Source organism: Cohnella yongneupensis, assembly GCF_042655785.1.
Taxonomy (GTDB): Bacteria; Bacillota; Bacilli; order Paenibacillales; family Paenibacillaceae; genus Cohnella; species Cohnella yongneupensis.
On record NZ_JBHSNC010000024.1, the window covers coordinates 245,010 to 260,002 of the forward strand.

13 protein-coding genes and 1 pseudogene are annotated in these 14,993 nt (G+C 52.7%); 3 read left to right on the forward strand and 11 right to left on the reverse strand.

All coding sequences use genetic code 11. The annotated features are described in order from the left end of the window. Window position 1 precedes the first annotated feature (1 nt). Together ACFPQ4_RS08305 and ACFPQ4_RS08310 are read left to right on the forward strand one after the other, a co-directional pair. A complete protein-coding gene (locus tag ACFPQ4_RS08305) occupies window positions 2-763 on the forward strand; it encodes a response regulator transcription factor (protein ID WP_378111321.1) in 762 nt (253 codons plus the stop codon). 1 nt (window position 764) lies between these two features. Then, window positions 765-848 (forward strand): annotated as a pseudogene (locus ACFPQ4_RS08310) (DUF444 family protein); the annotation flags it as partial. A 103-nt stretch (window positions 849-951) separates the two neighbouring features. Here ACFPQ4_RS08310 and ACFPQ4_RS08315 read toward each other — a convergent pair. The 3 genes from ACFPQ4_RS08315 to ACFPQ4_RS08325 all read right to left on the reverse strand — a co-directional run bounded on the left by ACFPQ4_RS08315 (window position 952) and on the right by ACFPQ4_RS08325 (window position 3,803). Beyond that, the gene (locus ACFPQ4_RS08315) at window positions 952-1,722 is read right to left on the reverse strand and encodes an SDR family oxidoreductase (RefSeq protein ID WP_378111323.1); all 771 of its coding nucleotides are present in this window, start codon (window positions 1,720-1,722) and stop codon (window positions 952-954) included. Window positions 1,723-1,835: 113 nt separating this feature from the next. After that, window positions 1,836-2,885, reverse strand: a complete 1,050-nt coding sequence (locus ACFPQ4_RS08320) for a Gfo/Idh/MocA family protein (protein WP_378111324.1) — start codon at window positions 2,883-2,885, stop codon at window positions 1,836-1,838. 27 nt (window positions 2,886-2,912) lie between these two features. Further along, window positions 2,913-3,803 carry a sugar phosphate isomerase/epimerase family protein gene (locus ACFPQ4_RS08325; RefSeq protein ID WP_378111325.1) on the reverse strand — a complete coding sequence of 297 codons (891 nt, stop codon included), beginning with the start codon at window positions 3,801-3,803 and terminating at the stop codon, window positions 2,913-2,915. 124 nt (window positions 3,804-3,927) lie between these two features. Here ACFPQ4_RS08325 and ACFPQ4_RS08330 point away from each other — a divergent pair, with 124 nt between their 5' ends. Continuing rightward, window positions 3,928-4,812, forward strand: a complete 885-nt coding sequence (locus ACFPQ4_RS08330) for an AraC family transcriptional regulator (protein WP_378111326.1) — start codon at window positions 3,928-3,930, stop codon at window positions 4,810-4,812. Window positions 4,813-4,917: 105 nt separating this feature from the next. Here the strand turns inward: ACFPQ4_RS08330 and ACFPQ4_RS08335 are convergent, their stop codons facing one another. The 8 genes from ACFPQ4_RS08335 to ACFPQ4_RS08370 all read right to left on the reverse strand — a co-directional run bounded on the left by ACFPQ4_RS08335 (window position 4,918) and on the right by ACFPQ4_RS08370 (window position 14,978). Further along, window positions 4,918-5,676, reverse strand: a complete 759-nt coding sequence (locus ACFPQ4_RS08335; protein ID WP_378111327.1) for an excinuclease ABC subunit UvrA — start codon at window positions 5,674-5,676, stop codon at window positions 4,918-4,920. Window positions 5,677-5,691: 15 nt separating this feature from the next. Then, window positions 5,692-6,570: a class I SAM-dependent methyltransferase gene (locus ACFPQ4_RS08340; RefSeq protein WP_378111328.1), complete on the reverse strand. Its 879-nt coding sequence runs from the start codon at window positions 6,568-6,570 to the stop codon at window positions 5,692-5,694. 223 nt (window positions 6,571-6,793) lie between these two features. Beyond that, a complete protein-coding gene (locus tag ACFPQ4_RS08345) occupies window positions 6,794-7,585 on the reverse strand; it encodes an alpha/beta hydrolase (RefSeq protein WP_378111329.1) in 792 nt (263 codons plus the stop codon). Between the two features lie 55 nt (window positions 7,586-7,640). Then, window positions 7,641-8,615, reverse strand: coding sequence for an aldo/keto reductase family protein (locus tag ACFPQ4_RS08350; protein ID WP_378111330.1), 975 nt, complete (start codon window positions 8,613-8,615; stop codon window positions 7,641-7,643). A gap of 25 nt (window positions 8,616-8,640) precedes the next feature. Then, window positions 8,641-10,158, reverse strand: a complete 1,518-nt coding sequence (locus ACFPQ4_RS08355) for a glycoside hydrolase family 43 protein (RefSeq protein WP_378111331.1) — start codon at window positions 10,156-10,158, stop codon at window positions 8,641-8,643. A gap of 14 nt (window positions 10,159-10,172) precedes the next feature. After that, the gene (locus tag ACFPQ4_RS08360; protein WP_378111332.1) at window positions 10,173-11,192 is read right to left on the reverse strand and encodes an endo-1,4-beta-xylanase; all 1,020 of its coding nucleotides are present in this window, start codon (window positions 11,190-11,192) and stop codon (window positions 10,173-10,175) included. A gap of 13 nt (window positions 11,193-11,205) precedes the next feature. Next, window positions 11,206-13,488, reverse strand: a complete 2,283-nt coding sequence (locus tag ACFPQ4_RS08365; RefSeq protein ID WP_378111333.1) for a glycoside hydrolase family 95 protein — start codon at window positions 13,486-13,488, stop codon at window positions 11,206-11,208. Window positions 13,489-13,859: 371 nt separating this feature from the next. After that, entirely contained in the window at window positions 13,860-14,978 is a 1,119-nt protein-coding gene (locus tag ACFPQ4_RS08370; RefSeq protein WP_378111334.1) for a GNAT family N-acetyltransferase, read from the reverse strand. Window positions 14,979-14,993 lie beyond the last annotated feature (15 nt).

A 14,993-nucleotide genomic window follows, 5' to 3' on the forward strand; every position in this document is an offset into this window, starting at 1 on the left:
CATGAATCCGATTAAGGTTATCGTAGCCGAGGACGAGCCCTTGCTGCTCAGAACGCTCGTCAACCAGATTGAGCGAACCGATGCATTGTTCCATGTTATATTAGCCGCGAGCGACGGCGAAAGCGTCCTTCGGTTCATGGAGAACGCGCAAGTGCCGGACATTATCATTACGGACATTCATATGCCGATTTTGGACGGCATCGACTTGATTAAAGCCGTTGAAAGAGACTATCCCGCGGTGAAAAAAGTAATCATCAGCGGTTATAGCGAATTCGAATACGCGCAACAAGCCTTGAAATTGAACGTCATCGATTATTTGCTCAAGCCGGTCAAAAAAATAGACTTGGAGGAGTTGCTTTCGAAGTTAAAGATGTTGATCGAGAGCGACAGGTCGGATTTAAAATCCCCTAGTCTCCTGGCAAACCGGCAATATTCCGCCGAAGAAATCGTCAAGAACGTGGCAGAGTTTATCAAAAACAACTATTCCCACGAGCTCAGCCTCGAAGATATAGCCAAGCAATTTAACATTAACGCTCCGCATTTGAGCAAAATCTTCTTGAAATACGCCGGAGAGTCTCCTTCGAAATACATCATGTCGCTCCGAATGAACGAAGCCAAGCAGCTGCTTTCGCTGAAAAAGGAGCTTTCCGTTAAAGAAGTAGGCGAAACCGTCGGGTATCCCGACCCGTTTTACTTCAGTCGTATTTTCAAACAGTTTACGGGCATGACGCCAACGGAGTATAGAACTCGACTTTCTACATAACCACTTCTCCGACGGCGATAACCTCACGAGCGACAAAGAACGGTGCGTCCATCTTATCCAGGAGATGCTGAAACGCTTGAAATTGCGGCGTAAAAGAAAAGCGATCGTCACCACAAAGGGGACGGTCGCTTTTTCCGTTTAAAATGTGTTTTCACGGTGAATTTCTGCCAAGTTCATGGATAAGCCTCCTACATGCTTCTCATGGCTCCACCATCCACCGATATTTGCTGTCCCGTTACGAAGGATGCTTCTTCCGACACCAAAAAGCCGATCAATGCCGCCGCTTCCTCCGGTTCGCCGATCCTGCCGGCCGGAATGGCCGAGGCGGCTTTTTGTTCAACCTGTTCTTTGGTCAGTTGCAGTTTCTCCGCTGTCGCTCGGAACACGCTGTCAAGTCGCTCGGAACGAATGCTGCCGGGATGGACGCCGTTAACGGTAATGCCGAGCGGGGCCAACTCGAAAGACACCGCTTTGCTTGCGTTCACGATCGCGGCGTTGACGATCCCGAAGTTATATCGTAGCGATTCCGGCTCCTTCCACATGTTTCCGACGACGTTCACGATCCGTCCCCACCCGTTCGTTCGCATTCGGGCGGATGCCAGCTTCATATTGTCCAAGTACGGAATCAGCTTCATCCGAATACCGGCTTCCACATCTTGAATGTCATGCTGCAGGAAAGAAGCCGGATCGGCTCCCGGAACGCTGTTTACAAGAATATCCAGACGTCCGTATTTATTATCAATTTGCTCGAACAAACGTAATCGAAACGCCGCATCCGTAATATCTCCCGCTGCGGTTATCGCTTGCAGCCCGCGTGCGGCAAGCTCTTCCTTAACCGCTTCAAGCTTATGTTCACTCCGGGAAGACACGACTACCCTATAGCCCTTCTCTGCCATATGGAGCACCGTCGCGCGCCCGATTCCCTCGCTACCTCCGACAACCACGGCAACCCGATTCATGCTAGTCAGCTTGCATCCCCCTCGTCTATTCTTGTTCAGGTACTATTGTAACAAAAACAGCCGATCGGGTTGAAAAGCCCGGATCGACCGTTTGTTATTGGAGGGTTTCCCGTCTACTCTATAAACTCGCTCATCATCACTTTACGTCCGGTTTTCGCGCTTTCCAGCGCGGCGAGCACCATCGCCATGCTATAGCGGTTATCGCGGCAGTCCGTCTCCGCGCGGCGGCCTTCTTCTAGCGATTGGAACATTTCCGCCAAGCAACCCGGGTGTCCGCTCAACTGGCTTCCTACCTCAGCGGCGGATGCATTCGGTTCAACCCGAACGTAATCCTTGATGAACTTGCCTTCCTGCGAACCTGGCGCGACGACTTCGGCGTACGGTTGACCGTGGCCGTCCCATAGGGCGGTTCCTTTGTCTCCTATGATCCGCCACTGCGCTTCCCAGGACGTCGGCGCTCCCTCGGAGCACCAGGAGCCGCGATAGTTGAATACCGAGCCATCGGACATTTCATATATACAGATCGCGGATGCATTGCCTTCGTACCAAGAGCCCGGAGGATTAAATTCATGGCAGTATACCGACACCGGGTCCGCGCCTGAAATTAAACGCGCCTGATCGAACGTATGGATCGCCATGTCGAGCAATAAAGGACTTTCCATCGCGTCCCGGAATCCTCCGAAATGCGCTCCGATGAAGAAGTCGGCTCCGATAAATCCGACTTTGCCTATTTGCCCGGAAGAGACTAAATCGCGAAGCGAACGGATACGTTGGTCGTATCTGCGGTTTTGCATGACCGCGTGCGTCCGGCCCGTTTTCTCGGAAATCCGCACGATTTCATTGCATTGCTCCATCGTCTCGGCAAGCGGCTTCTCGCCGAATACGTTGCAGCCTAGGTTCATCGCCGTACTGCTAATCTGATAATGGCTTGCCGGGATCGTCACGTCGAATACGAGATTGGCTCCCGTCTCCCGAATCGCGGTCTCAAGGTCCGTAAATGTGCCGCAATCGAGCCCTTTTTTGTCCCGCATCTTATCCGCGAACTCTTGCTTAATATCGACTAAAGCTACGATTTCCGCATCCGGCCGCTCTATCGCGTAATCGATCCAGACGTTGGACATGCCCCCGCAGCCCGCGACGACTATTTTATACTTAGCTGTCATCTTCGTTATCCTCCAAGTCAATTAGGATTAAACCGGATTCGGCACGAATGCGCCGCCCCGGCACCGCTTCAAGTAGTTAAGCCCATGAACCTGCCCCGTCATTTCCAGCTCGCCCCGATAGACCGGATCGTGCCAGCCCTCAATATCAATCGTTCCCTTATAATTCGCTTGCATAAGAATCGTAATGATATCGGACCAACTCGTATCGCCGAAACCCGGCGTGCGATGCCATACGAAAGGCTTAGGACCGTGAATGCCGTATTCCTTCACGATATCCCACGCGATCGTGGCGTCTTTGCCGTGAACGTGGAACACTTTGTCCACCCATTTGCGTAGCTGCGGGATCGGGTCGATCAGAGACACCATCTGATGGCAAGGCTCCCATTGCAAGCCGATGTTGTCCGATGGGATCGCGTTAAACATCTTTTCCCATGCGGTCGGATTATGCGCGATGTTCCAATCGCCGGTGTCCCACGTGCCGTCCATGTCGCAGTTCTCGAATGCAATTCTGACGCCGTTGCCGGCAGCCCTGCGGGAAAGCTCGCCGAACACTTCCGCATACTTAGGGATGGACGCGTCGATGGATTGGCCGGTCAGCCGTCCGGTGAAGCCGGCTACGAGATCCGTTCCGAATAGATGGGCGTGATCGATCAGCCGTTCCCAGCTCGCCAACGTATCGGCGTTGTCCCCTGCTCCCGTGAGCGGATTTCCGAAAATACCTAAAGACGAAATAAGGAAACCGTGTTTCTCCGCCAGCTCGCGTACTTGCTTCGCCGTCTCCACAAGATTCGTGTCCCCGGTGGACTGCCAGAACGTCAAGCTGTAGGATTCGAAACCGTGAGACGCGATTTGAGGAATGACCCGAACCGCATCGCCTCCTCCGACTAGGGTTCCGATGCGAATTTGTTGCTGCGCCATCTTGAGTACCACTCCTATATTGATGTATGGTAGATGAATATAGGGTCATTATATCGTTACGATTGCCGTTATACCCTTCTAATCTTGCCTAATTATCGCACTATATTGTGGAGTTGAGCCGCCGATGTCTTATCCGAAGGAACTGCGCGAAATTACCGATATCGCCGACAAAGACCATCCGATCCATATCTTTTACAATACGTGCGATAATGCGAGACCCGATCAGAACATTCTGTATTTGCACTGGCACGAGCATTTCGAGATCATCGTTATGCAGAAGGGCACCGGTATTTTTCATATTGATAGCCAGCCTTACGAGGTCGGTCCGGGCGACGTGCTCTTCGTTCCCGCCGGCAGCTTGCATACCGGATATAGCACATGTTCGGGGGACGTCGCCTATCTCGCCATCGTGTGGAGCAACTCGTTGTTCCAGCATTGGATCCAAGACTCCGTCCATTCGCGCTTCGTTCTCCCCTATCTGGAAGGACGAGCCCGGTTGCCCGTCATGCCTACGCAGCTCGAGCCTGCATGCGCGGACTATTATCGACTGCTCGATCAGGCAGCCTCGGAATTCAAAGCCAAGCAACCGGGCTATCAACTCGTCATCATTTCTCAGCTGCATACGTTGCTTACGTACCTCTCCCGAACGTTCCTCCCGCAGCAACAGCAAGGGAGAATGAACCGTACGCCGACGAACAACGGGGAGCGATTCAAATCGCTTATTCAATTCATCGAAGCCAACTTGTCGGAGAAACATACGGTGGATTGGGCAGCCAAGCACTTGAATCTCAATCCCTATCATTTCTGCAAAATGTTCAAAAAGCTTACCGGACGCACCTTCATCGAGTATGTGAATATTTGCAGAGCCAACGAGGCCGAGCGGCTGCTCTTGGAGTCGGAGCTGTCCGTTACCGAGATCGCCGGCCTTATCGGATGCGATAATCCGAATTATTTTACGAGACTGTTTAAGCAGTACAAAGGGATGACTCCGTCGCAGTGTCGGAAATAGACGGCGAGTGATGTTAGAAAAGCGAATAACCCGCGGTCGGCTAGTAGCCGGGCGGGTTATTTCGCGTGCGCTCGAAGTCCAATCGGATCAGATTGCCCGGGTTATTTAGGCTCCCGAGGGGGACAAAGCGAGCAGTCCGATTCGCTGCAAGTAGATCAGGCGCGCCTCCAGCTCCTCGATCGCTTCGCGCGAAGTTTCGAATTCCCGTTCGTCGAGCGCCGCGGGCAAGCGTTGAACAAAACGCAACAATTCCGGTACCGGTAACCGCGAAGCCTCGGCAAAATTTCGCCCGTCGATCGTGACCGCTGCGTTCTCGGGGTTAAGCTTCGTTCCGCCGCATATCGGGCATTCGATCCGTTCTGAGAAGTACGCGATCGCCCTCAGGTTACCCTTGCTCGTCGTACCGGCATCGCGCATGAATCGCAAATCGTTCACGCAACCGCGGTAGTATCCTGTCGATTGTTTATTTTTATGAGCGTATGTAATAGGTTCCTTATCGTAGCCGTAGAGCAAAATATCGATGAATCGTGCATCTTGCTCGGCAAGCGGCCTGGCAGTATTAATCCCGATCGTGTTAGCCAGTTGCTTGATCATCTCTACGGGGCCGCATTTTGAACCTGCCCAAAGCAGAACAGCACCGTCTTTCAGAGACAGCTCTGGGGCAATCATGCGCTTAGGATCGATATCGGTCGCAACCTCTTTATCCCCGCACGCCGGGCAAGCTTCAAAGGGACGATGACCCCTGTACGCTGCGATAGTTGCGTATAATAGCCTCACTGTTTCCAGCACAACCGTAATCACACCGATAAGAGCGCCTGTTCTTTTCGCGTTGAACGGCTTGTACGGGAAGACGATCCGTTTCATTTGATATTCCCTCTTTTATCTTTGAACGGTTCCGAAAGTGATCTTCATGTTGGGCGCATAGGTTAGCCATGAATGCTCGTCGAAAGCTTGCGATAAGTACCGTTCAGCCTCATATTGCGTCGCAGCTTCTTCGGCTGTCAATCCTCGCGCTATTAAATGCTCCACCGTCTCGTCCCGATCACCCGGCGCTTGACCGATTCCTTCTTCTGTGAGAGCTCGATAGAGCCTTTCCCTGCTCGATAGATCCATGTTCTGATCCAAAAAATTAACGCGATCGCTAACTCTGCAATCGATGTTCTTGATTCCTAATCGGCTAAGCATAATCGGCAAGCTTATTCCGATGTTGCCATCTTTTCCGTTCCGGTTCGCATCTTTCTCGAATAATTTCTGGAGGACGCCTAAGGGAATGACTGAAGTTTGATCCAAGCCAGCGAACCCGTAATTCGCCATATTCCCAATCCAGTGGGGCTCGAAACAAATGATTTTCCCGTTATCGACAACGCTTTGAATCATCGTCTTAAGCACGGCTGTCGGATTCGTCATATGCAGTAAAAAAGCATGGCACATGGCAATATCATACTTGCGGTCAATATCGATGTCTTCAACGTCTCCTACAACAAACTCGGTCGGGTAATGAAGATCGGCGAATATTTCCTTAGCTTTGGCTATTAATGCGGACCCTTTGTCCACCCCTGTATAGGCGGAGCCTTTAGGCAACAGAGGGAGAAGCTTAAGACCGAGATAGCCATAGCCGCAGCCGTAATCGATGATCTTAACTGGCCTATTAATCTTCCAAACCTTCTGAACGAGAAACTCGAGATAGTCATCGTTGTAGTACAACCAGCGCGTCTGGCTAAGGTATTCGATTCGGTTGTCCCACTCGTATTCTGACATGAATAGGCTCCTCCAAACAGGTTCAGCGATAAGTAATTATCCATCCAAATTGTACCTCAACTGTATCCAATATGATAGATTGTACATCGCTAGATCTGTTCGTTCGTGAACACTTCCAGCGAGGATCCGTAGGTGCTTCGGAAAAAAAGGCAGTATTTGCTCGATAAACGAGCAAATGCTGCCTTTTCTTCAATAACATAACTTCATATCCGCGATAGACGGATTATTGAAAAATGAGCTTCGAAAAATGGTACAAATCGTTTTTCCATACCGGCCAATCGTGTCCGCCGCTCTCCTCGTACCAAATATGAGGCACATTATGCAATGTCAGATATGCATGCGTCCGATCGCTGACATACTTGAGATTGTCCAGCACGCCGCATGATAGCCAGAGTAGGCGGAGAATCGCCGACGCTTCTTCCGGGTTCGGGACGAGCAGCTCGGGTAGCTTCGTGTTGGGTGCGGAAGAGAATCCGCCGATCCAAGCGAACCGGTCGAGATTACCTAAACCGATATTCAACGATTGCCCTCCCCCCATCGATAAGCCTGCAATAGCGCGGTTCTCTCTCCCCCTCAGTACCGAATAGTTCGATTCCACATAAGGAATGAGATCATGAAGCAAGTCGGATTCGAAATCCTCGAATGCCTTTAATTTGTCGGATTCGAACAAATCGCCTTCCGCCCGGTCGTACGGCATTGCACGACCGTTGGGCAGAACCACGATCATTGGCGCAAGCTTACGGTCCGCATACAAATTATCGAGGATCACTTGCGGATTGGCATGGTTGTACCATTCTGCTTCGTCCCCCCCGATACCGTGCAGTAGATAGAGTACGTTATACGTTTGATTTTCGGAATATTCCGGAGGGAAGTAAATCATCGCTTTGCGTCTGTTGCCGACTGTCGTAGAGAAATATTCAACCGTTGTCATATTGCCGCGGGCAATGTTTTCCCTGTACTGGTCATACCCTTCCGGAGCTATTTGCAATTTTGAATCATAGCTATTCGAGCTCATATCTCTTCCCCTTCCTGGATGAACCTGCGGTTACTCTCGCGATAGTTCTTGAAGGCTACCGCATCGGCGCGAAGCCCTCGACCTGCTTCAACACCCGGTCGATTTCGCCTACGAGATCCGCCGTCAATACAACGTCGACGGCTTTCACGTTCTCGATAATTTGCGATGAGCGGCTCGCGCCGATCAAGGCGGAGCTGACGCCAGGGTGGCGCAGCACCCAGGCCAGCGACAGCTGAGCGAGCGAGATGCCGGCTTGCTCCGCCAAGCCTTCCAGTTCTCCGACGCACGCCAGGACATCGTCTCTTAAATAGCTTTTGACGACTCCGTTGACGGACGTGTTCGCCGCGCGGCTGTCCGAGGGAAGCGCATCCGCGGTTTTATACTTGCCGGTCAGAATCCCTTGGGCGAGCGGCGAGAATACGATTTGACCGATTCCCGCGCTTTCGCTGACCGGTAGCACTTCTCGCTCGATGTACCGCTCGAACATATTGTAGATCGGTTGATTGGAGACTAGCGGACGCAGGTTCCACCGTCTGCCGACACCGATCGCGTCGGTGATTTGGTCGGCACTCCATTCGCTGACCGCCGCATACAGGATTTTGCCTTGCGCCGTTAGATCGTCCAGCGCACGAAGCGTCTCTTCGAGGGGCGTTTCGTTATCGTATCGGTGACAGAAGTAGATGTCGATATAGTCGGTGCCGAGCCTCTTCAAGCTAGCGTCGCATTGCTCCATGATGTGCTTGCGGGACAACCCGCAGTCATTGGGACCCGGGCCCATTCGGAAAAATACCTTCGTCGATAATACGTAGCTCGACCGGCTGTAAGGCTTCAGCGCGGCGCCCAGCGCTTGTTCCCCGGCTCCGCCGTTATAAGCGTTCGCCGTATCGAAGAAGTTAATGCCGTTCTCGAACGCCGTCCGCACGCACTCGTCCGCCGCCTGTTGCTCGTATGCCGTCCCGTAGGTCAGCCAGCTTCCGAGCCCGATCTCGCTTACTTTGATACCGCTATTGCCAACGCGTCTGTATTTCATGTTTAGAGAACCTCCTCTTTGGTCGTCATTGGGCAGCCTCCAGCTTGGCGAAACGGAAGTAATCGATATCGACGATTCCGCCGATTTGCTTGGTCGCGTAGTTGAATAACCCGATCCGATATCCCATGAAATGATCCAGCGTATACTTCATTTGTAACGGCCGGCCTATCGGATTCCATGTTTCTCCGTTCTCGGAATAATAGAAATGCGCGATATCGATGTTGTCCGCGAAATTGAAGTCGATTCTAAGGTAAATCCAGCGAGCTTCGTACCGGATGCGATCGATCGCTTCTTCATTGCCGTCTTGTTTTACGCACATCGTCACATAGCGGTCGCCGTTGTCCGCGATCTGAATGCCGACGGTTCCGAAGTTGCTCTGCAAGGCGACAAGACCAGCGTGGTCGCCCGGCTTCATGCCGGACAAATCCAACATTGTCGATCCGATGCACGCAGGACCTTCCGTTCGCTGCGTTAACGTATTGCGGGCATATTCGACGCTGCGGGCGATATAGCCCGTCGTGAGGCGTAGGAAGCCCGGACGTGCCGTAACGGACCAAAGCCGATTGTCCGGGTTATGGTTCCACTGCCAGTTCAAGGCCAGCTTGTTCTCCAAGTAATCGAACTCGTCGCTGATGATCAGCGGTTTGGGCTCCGAGCTCGGCAACGGCACCTCGAACGTTTGCGGTACCTTACCGTCTATGCCAAGAATCGGCCAATCCTGCTCCCAGGTCACGGGGACGACGCAAGGAATTCTTCCAACGGAACCGTGATCCTGGAATAGCAAGGCGAACCACTCGCCCGACGGCGTATCGACGATGCCGCCTTGCGCGACGCCGTTATTGAAATAGCCCATGTCGTCGTCGAGTACGATTTTGTTCTCGTAGGGTCCGAGAAGCTCCCGCGACCGATAGACGTTCACTCTTCGACGCCCGTGGCCGAAGCGCGGCCAATCGATGAAGAACAAGTAATAATAGCCGTTGAGCTTATACGCATGACAGCCTTCGCATCGCAGCCCGATGCCGTCGCGCTCCGTCTCGAGCAGGAGCTGATCGATGCCGCCCGGCTTGCGCGCGGTCACATCGGCTGTAAACTCCGTTATGCGGATATCTCCGTTACCGTGGAAGACGAAGACGCGTCCATCGTCGAATAACAAGGCCGGATCGTGATGAAGCCCTTTAATGACAGAACGTTCCCACCGTCCGTTCTCGATATCCGTCGTCCGATACACATAGAACCGCTGCATGTCGTTGCTCGAGAAGCATACGTAAAATATTCCCTCATGATAACGCAAGCTTGTCGCCCATGAGCCTGCACTGTATATTCCCTTTCCGTCCAACAGGTTGTGCGCATCGTTATCCTCAAACGTATCATAGAGGTAATTCACGATCTCCCAATGCATCAAATCCGTCGACTTCATGATCGGACAGCCGGGCATCGAATGCATGCTCGTACTGACCATGTAGTAGGCGCTCCCCACCCGGATAACGCTCGGATCCGGGACATCCGCCCATAGGATAGGGTTTGTGATTGTCGTCGTGTTCATCTCGATCACACCTTTCATGAACGCGCCAAGTCGATGACATCCCACAACGATTGCTTCGGCCGATGGTTCCCGTCAAAGAGAAACGGCCAGTTTTTGCGACCGCGCACGGGAAAATGATCCAACCAAGTATAATCGTCGGCGGCGCCCCAGAAGGTCACGGAATCAATATGTTCGCTATATTCCTTGAAGAGCTGGAAAAACTGCCGATATCGCTCCGCCTGTCTTGCAAGCATCTCGTCCGTCGGTTCCGTTAGATCGGTTCGACGATCCTCGAACTGGAATACGGATACGTCCAGCTCCGTAATGTGCAGCTTCATTCCGAGACTTGCATACCTCTCGATCGCCTCGCGAATATCGTCGACGGACGGATGCTCCAAGTTCCAATGGGCTTGAAGCCCCACGCCATGAATCGGTACGCCCTTCTCCTTGAGCGACCGGACCAGTTCGTAGATCTTCTCTCTCTTCTCGGGAACGGACTCGTTGTAATCGTTATAGAAGAGCAACGCCTTCGGATCCGCCGCATGGGCGAATTCGAACGCTTTGGCTATGAAGTCCTCGCCGACGATGTCGAGCCACTTGGACGGACGCAGCAGCTCCCCGCTGTTGTCGGATATCGCTTCGTTCACGACGTCCCATGCGTAGATCATCCCCTTGTAGCGCGAGACGACCGTCTCGATATGGGCTTGCATTCGCGCGAGCAGCGTCTCGCGGTCGACCGCGCTGCCTTCCCGGTTCTCGAACATCCACTGCGGAGTCTGATTATGCCATACGAGGGTATGACCTCTAACCCCCATTCCATTCGCAGCCGCAAAATCGACCAACCGGTCCGCCGCCGTGAACGTATACGTGCCCTCAACAGGTTGCAACCTTTCGAACTTCATTTCATTTTCTGCCGTCACGCTGTTGAAATGATGCTTGAGCAGCTCCGATTGCGTATTCAACGTAATCGGATTCACCGCCGCGCCGATCCGGAAGTGCTGCTTGAAAGCTTCCTGCAGCTTCGGAATGTCATTTGTATGGTTCTGTTGCGCCATATGATTCTTCCCCCTATTCATTGATAACCAAAAGTTTACCGTTCGCCCCTTGCAACAGCGTATAGCTTTGTCCCGCTTCTGCGAGTAGTTCAACGACGTCCGCACCGATCCCCCGAATGCGGCACATTCCGGTACGCGCGGCTGTAATTACCGCCTGCTGAAGCCGTCCTTGCTCCCAAACCATGTCCACCGTATAGCCGCCTCGGGCCCGAAGGCCGCGGACGCGACCGTTCCCCCATGCCGCCGGCCATGCGGGAAGCAGATGGAGTATGCCCGAATGGCTTTGCAGCAGCATCTCGGCGATTCCGGCCGTCCCGCCGAAGTTCCCGTCGATCTGGAACGGTGGATGGTTATCGAGCAAGTTGGGCAGCGTGGATTGGGAGAGTAGCGCCCGTACGTTCTCATGAGCCTTGTCCGCATCTCGAAGGCGCGCCCAGAAGTTGATGATCCATGCTCGGCTCCAGCCGGTATGCCCGCCTCCGTGTGCCAATCGTCTCTCGAGGGTAACCCTTGCGGCGGCAGCCAAACCCGGCGTCTTCTCCGGCGTGAACTGCTCCCCGGGATATAGCCCGAACAAGTGAGAGATGTGCCGGTGCCCGGGCTCCGCTTCCTCGTAATCTTCCAACCACTCCTGGATCTGACCATGCTTGCCGATAGCCGGCTGCGGGAGCTTGCTCAAGGCGGTTGCCAGTTCCCCGTTAAAAGGCTCGTCGATCCCAAGGATTCGGGCGCTTGCCATGCAGGCGTCGAACAAGGCTCGGATAATTTGGAAATCCATAGAGGCGCCTGCGCATAGGACTCCCGTTTCACCGCTGGGTAGCACGTAGGTATTCTCCGGAGATACCGAAGGACACGTGATCAGCTGTCCGCCTTCCCCTTCAATCAGGTAGTCCAGCAAAAATCGAGCCGCTTCCTTCATGGTCGGATAGACCTGGATCAAAAACGCTTCGTCTCTGCCGAATTCGTAATGTTCCCAGAGATGAAGACAGAGCCAGGCCGCGCCCATCGGCCAGTAAGTCGCGGGCGGATACGTATCCTGCGGCGCCGTGTCCGCCCAAAGATCCGTGTTGTGGTGCGCGGTAAACCCGCGGCATCCGTACATGACCGCCGCCGTCACGCTTCCCGGCTCTCGCATTCTTTCGATCATTTCGAACAAGGGAAGGTGACACTCCGCGAGATTGCAATTTTCCGCCAGCCAGTAATTCATCTCGGTATTAATATTGATCGTGAACTTGCTGTCCCACGGCGGCAGAAAATGGGGATTCCAGATTCCCTGAAGATTCGCCGGCAGCGCCCCCGGTCGACTGGAGGAGATGAGAAGATAACGTCCGAATTGAAAGTATAAGGACACTAGCCCCGGATCGTCCTGTCCCTGCCCGATTCCGGCCAGTCTCTCGTCCGTTGCAAGCGCATCCTTGTCACCGTCCGGGTTCTTGATCTCCAGTTCCACGCGCGCAAATAGAGAACGATAATCCGATACATGTCTTTCGAGCAGCTCCGCGTACGATTTCTGCGCTACGGACGCAATGACGGTCTTGCTTGCTTGCTCCGGGTCCGGCGAACGGAAAGACGTGCTTGCCGCTAGGATTAGAGTGACCTCGTCCGCCTGATCGACCAGCAAATATTCCCCGATCGTGCGGCAGCTTCCCCCTCGCGCAACGGCCTTCATTACGGCACGGAATGCGACTCCGCCTTCCCCGCCGCCGTTCCCTGACATCATGAATCCGTCCGATCCCCATGGTTCGATTCCGTCCAAATATCTATAATGCTGGCGATCCCATCTTGCCCGGAAGGTCAGCCGTCCCGGTTGATCCACCGTCAGCCGAATGACGATGACTTGATCCGGGTAACTGGCGAACGCTTCGCGGGTGTAACGAACCCCTTCTTGCGTATAGGAGATTCTCACCAATCCGCTATGTAAATCCAGCTCCCTTCTATAATCTTCGGGAGAACAATCGGACGATGCAAATTTCAGCTGCAGATCGCCCAAAGGCGCATAATGCCGTTGCGATTCGGGAATTCCCGACATGGACATGCACGCCAGCTCTTGGGCTTCCCGAGGCTTGCCAGCCAGAATCAGCTCCCTGATCTTGGGAAGATTCGGAAGGGCATCCCGATTGTTACGATCTCTCGGTCCCCCATACCACAACGAGTCCTCGTTCAATTGAAATCGTTCATTATTTACGTTTCCGAAAACCATGGCACCCAGGCGTCCATTGCCGATCGGCAATGCTTCATTCCAATCATTTGCCGGTTGTTTATACCAAAGTCTATTGCGTCTTGCAGCCTCATCCATAGTCCCTGTCCCCTTTCATTCTGTGTGGATTTAGTCCAACAAAGACAAGTAGGCCCACTCCAAATGTAGCGACCCTGACCTGCAGCCGCAACCTGTCATTCTATAGGTGTTTCGAGATAAGTTCGAATGACGTTCATATTGAACGCGATGATCAACCAGGGAATGACATAGACCCAGAAATTATTCAGAAAGTGCATATCCTTGATCAGGAAATAGGACGGAATAAACAACTGATTTACTTAAGATACATAACGACCAGTCATACGAGCAATATCTCCGGAAATAGGAAAAAGCCAGAGGCAGACTCTTAAGTGCTCGCCTCAGGCTTTTTTTATTGGCTTATTTGGGGTTATCGCGATTAGTTGGATTAGTCAGAATTTGTCTATCTTGTACCAGAATAGGGGTAGCGGAAACCATCCTACGGGCGCAGTAATTGCCATATAACGACTGTGTTGTGTAAGCAGCAGCGCCTGAGCCTGCTGCTTATTAAGGACAACTGCATCGGGCTTAGCAGACCGCTCGACAGTCACGCCACTCGCATCCACTCGCGCGGTAATCGGCTGACCGTCCATGACCGCGGAGAATTCCCCCTGGACAATCCCTGTGGTCTTAAACTTAAGCGTCAGATAAGCTTTCAATACATTGGCAAAATCAAGAATATGATACATATCAGATGTCTCGATAACATAATCTTCTGCAATGCTGCCAAGAGTCGTATTCAGGGGAATGTCATATTCCGGCGTATAAATAGAAATCCGCTCTGCTCTGCTATATTCCTTATAAGCCTTGATAGATCGCGAAATATCGTCCGTATTTTTCATCGCGAATTCAGATATTTCATCTCCTGCTTCGTTTACGATCAGATACCCTATCAACATGCCTTCATCCAGAACGCCCAGCGCTTTTTGATGGAGGGTGTTGAAAATAAGCGGCAATTGCTGTACGTTGCGTTCAATATAAGCATGCCGCGAGGTGTTAATGCTATGCGCAAAAGATTCTGCTCCTACAACCTCGAATAACGGGCAGAAGGATATTCCTGTGTCGTTCGCATGTCTTAAGGCATGGCGCACGTTGGCCTCTCCCACGAAATACTTGAACTTTACACCGCCAAGAGTGAAGCCAAAATACTCATATCTCTGTCGCTGGCCATATAATACGACCATATCATACGTATTGCGCAGTTCTCCTAGCCACATGTTCATGAGCACCTTCATATGCCCTTCGCCACGCGCGCGTGGATGGACCGATACGGTACCCAAATAGCAGGTTCGCAGAGTATAGTCGCATACCGTCAGAGGCTCTGGCAAAACGGCCACCTGCGCGCGCAGCCTGCCTTTCTCATCCGCAGCAACCATATGCATGGCTGAAGAATCTACGTTCTTTCCATACGCTTTGGGCATAAGGGTTTCAAAATCGAAGCGAAAAGCGTAGTTGGCTAAATCTATGCATTCATCGCGCTCATTCGGAGTTGCCATTCTGTATTTAACCATTTGCTTTGCCCTCCC

Excerpts from the sequence above, each read along its gene's own strand:
- ACFPQ4_RS08305 (WP_378111321.1), top strand. The coding sequence starts at position 2 with ATGAATCCGATTAAGGTTATCGTAGCCGAGGACGAGCCCTTGCTGCTC.
- ACFPQ4_RS08315 (WP_378111323.1), bottom strand. The coding sequence starts at position 1,722 with ATGAATCGGGTTGCCGTGGTTGTCGGAGGTAGCGAGGGAATCGGGCGC.
- ACFPQ4_RS08320 (WP_378111324.1), bottom strand. The coding sequence starts at position 2,885 with ATGACAGCTAAGTATAAAATAGTCGTCGCGGGCTGCGGGGGCATGTCC.
- ACFPQ4_RS08325 (WP_378111325.1), bottom strand. The coding sequence starts at position 3,803 with ATGGCGCAGCAACAAATTCGCATCGGAACCCTAGTCGGAGGAGGCGAT.
- ACFPQ4_RS08330 (WP_378111326.1), top strand. The coding sequence starts at position 3,928 with ATGTCTTATCCGAAGGAACTGCGCGAAATTACCGATATCGCCGACAAA.
- ACFPQ4_RS08335 (WP_378111327.1), bottom strand. The coding sequence starts at position 5,676 with ATGAAACGGATCGTCTTCCCGTACAAGCCGTTCAACGCGAAAAGAACA.
- ACFPQ4_RS08340 (WP_378111328.1), bottom strand. The coding sequence starts at position 6,570 with ATGTCAGAATACGAGTGGGACAACCGAATCGAATACCTTAGCCAGACG.
- ACFPQ4_RS08345 (WP_378111329.1), bottom strand. The coding sequence starts at position 7,585 with ATGAGCTCGAATAGCTATGATTCAAAATTGCAAATAGCTCCGGAAGGG.
- ACFPQ4_RS08350 (WP_378111330.1), bottom strand. The coding sequence starts at position 8,615 with ATGAAATACAGACGCGTTGGCAATAGCGGTATCAAAGTAAGCGAGATC.
- ACFPQ4_RS08355 (WP_378111331.1), bottom strand. The coding sequence starts at position 10,158 with ATGAACACGACGACAATCACAAACCCTATCCTATGGGCGGATGTCCCG.
- ACFPQ4_RS08360 (WP_378111332.1), bottom strand. The coding sequence starts at position 11,192 with ATGGCGCAACAGAACCATACAAATGACATTCCGAAGCTGCAGGAAGCT.
- ACFPQ4_RS08365 (WP_378111333.1), bottom strand. The coding sequence starts at position 13,488 with ATGGATGAGGCTGCAAGACGCAATAGACTTTGGTATAAACAACCGGCA.
- ACFPQ4_RS08370 (WP_378111334.1), bottom strand. The coding sequence starts at position 14,978 with ATGGTTAAATACAGAATGGCAACTCCGAATGAGCGCGATGAATGCATA.